The 233-nt window shown below is 45.1% G+C and carries 1 pseudogene; it reads right to left on the bottom strand.

The features are described 5' to 3' along the window. A pseudogene (locus tag CUZ56_RS15620) lies at positions 1 to 233 on the bottom strand (hypothetical protein); the annotation flags it as partial.

Genomic DNA, 233 nt, shown 5'->3' on the forward strand with positions numbered 1-233 from the left:
GCCATATTCAGGCACATCACGCCAATCATATTTTGGTTTGTAGCCTTGTGCACCAGCAAAGGATGAATTAACACGACGGTTTGAACCCCAACTGTTATTAATTACTTTGGCACCGGCATCTGCTAGGGCAGAGTAGCCCTGTAAGAAGAAACTATAGTCTTGGTTTGGGCCATAGGTCATGTTGTCGTTACCACCAGTATTAGCAGAATAGAGGTTAGCACCGAATGCTACAC

The sequence above is a fragment of the Saezia sanguinis genome (genome assembly GCF_003991585.1).
In the GTDB taxonomy this organism is placed as follows: Bacteria; Pseudomonadota; Gammaproteobacteria; order Burkholderiales; family Burkholderiaceae_C; genus Saezia; species Saezia sanguinis.